This window comes from Sulfobacillus harzensis (assembly GCF_012933365.1).
In the GTDB taxonomy this organism is placed as follows: domain Bacteria; phylum Bacillota; class Sulfobacillia; order Sulfobacillales; family Sulfobacillaceae; genus Sulfobacillus_B; species Sulfobacillus_B harzensis.
Map to the genome: position 1 here is coordinate 1 of NZ_JABBVZ010000264.1, position 1,429 is coordinate 1,429.

Sequence of the window (1,429 nt, forward strand, 5' to 3'; positions counted from 1 at the left end):
CCCATATCTGTCGCTGTTCAATCCGGCCATGACCTTTCTGGATTGTCTGGACCTGAGGGGGGGAAATCCCAGTTCATCTGGGTGAGGTGGCGTTTCAGTATCCGCTGGTTGTCTTTGACGGTGAACACATAATCGGCCTGTTTCTCATCCACTAAATATTCGGCCAGACTGGATTGCGTATGCATCGCATCGGCGGTGACGACCCGACCGACCAGATCCAGCGGCTCCAGCAAGGGGCGCGCGACGGTGATCTCGTTGGTTTTGGTGTCCACCGCCTGCTGGCCCACGACCACGCCGGTTTGGTGGATGACGGCGGCCATCAGATGGCGGGGCCGTTCGGCCCCGTTCCCCGAACCGCGCAGGGTCTTGCCGTCGAAGGCGATCGCCCGTCCCAACCCATGGCGCAGGAGAAAGGCCGACAACACCCGATCGAGCTCCTCGGCCTCGATCGCTTCGAGAGTCCGCCGGATCGTGGGTTCGCTGGGCGGAATGCGGTCAATCGACGCGTCATTGCGCCGCCGACAGCCCAGCCGTTTCAACAGATCTTGGGGGAGGCTTTGGGCCCAATCCGCCATGGCCAGGAAACTCCGGGCGCCCGAGAGGACGGCACAGACGGCGATGGCCAAGACGGTGGTTTGCGAATGCCGAATGCCGCGTTTCTTCCGCGGATCGGTGACCTGCGCTAACGCCGCGAGGAGGCCATCTGCCCCTTCGAGGGGGACCCTGTTGATATCAACGCTCGGCGTGGGCGTACCCACCAGTTCGGGGGCCTCGAAATCGGCCGCCAACCAATACCGGGCCGGTCGCCGCAAGGGGCGCACCCAGACCGTTTTGGGCTGCTTATGCTCTTCCCATTGCCGGCCATGCCGGCCAAATCCGCGCGTCCGCCCGAGGAGTTCCCACCCCGCGGCCCGGTAGCACGTCCCATCAAAGCGGCTCGGGTCGACGAAGGTCTCGGCCAATACCACGGAGTGGCCGAAGCGCGCCTCCCAATCGGCGGCGAGACGTCGCGTATTGAGCGCCAGGACTCGGGATGCCAAATTGGGCAGGCTCCAGCCGGGTAGGATGCAATAGCGGACATTATTGGCGACATAGCGCAAGCGCCGATGCCGCTGGTCGTCCGACCAGCCAATCCACGCATCACGGGCCTTGACCTGCAACGCCGCGCTCGCCCACCCCAGTAGGGCGACCCACTCTCCATCGACCGTCGCGACGTAGCACAAGACTTGACCGACCATGTCAGGCCGGCCTAAGTAATGATGTCGCGCCATGAGGTCCATCCAACGCGGCATTTCGTCTTTCGTCACTAAACGGACCTGTACCCTCCGGACGCGCGCTTTCATGCTATCCTCGGGCGCGTACGCGCCCCTGTTGGAGTCTCGTATTTTCGTGTTCATACCCTTGGTGTAGCAGATTTTGGGATTTTCCG

Annotated in this window: 1 protein-coding gene; it reads right to left on the reverse strand. The window is 62.9% G+C overall.

From position 1 onward, the window contains the following. Positions 1–17 precede the first annotated feature (17 nt). Positions 18–1,429, reverse strand: a 1,412-nt coding sequence (locus HIJ39_RS22920; protein WP_207711884.1) for an ISAs1 family transposase, incomplete at its 5' end; no start/stop codon positions are given.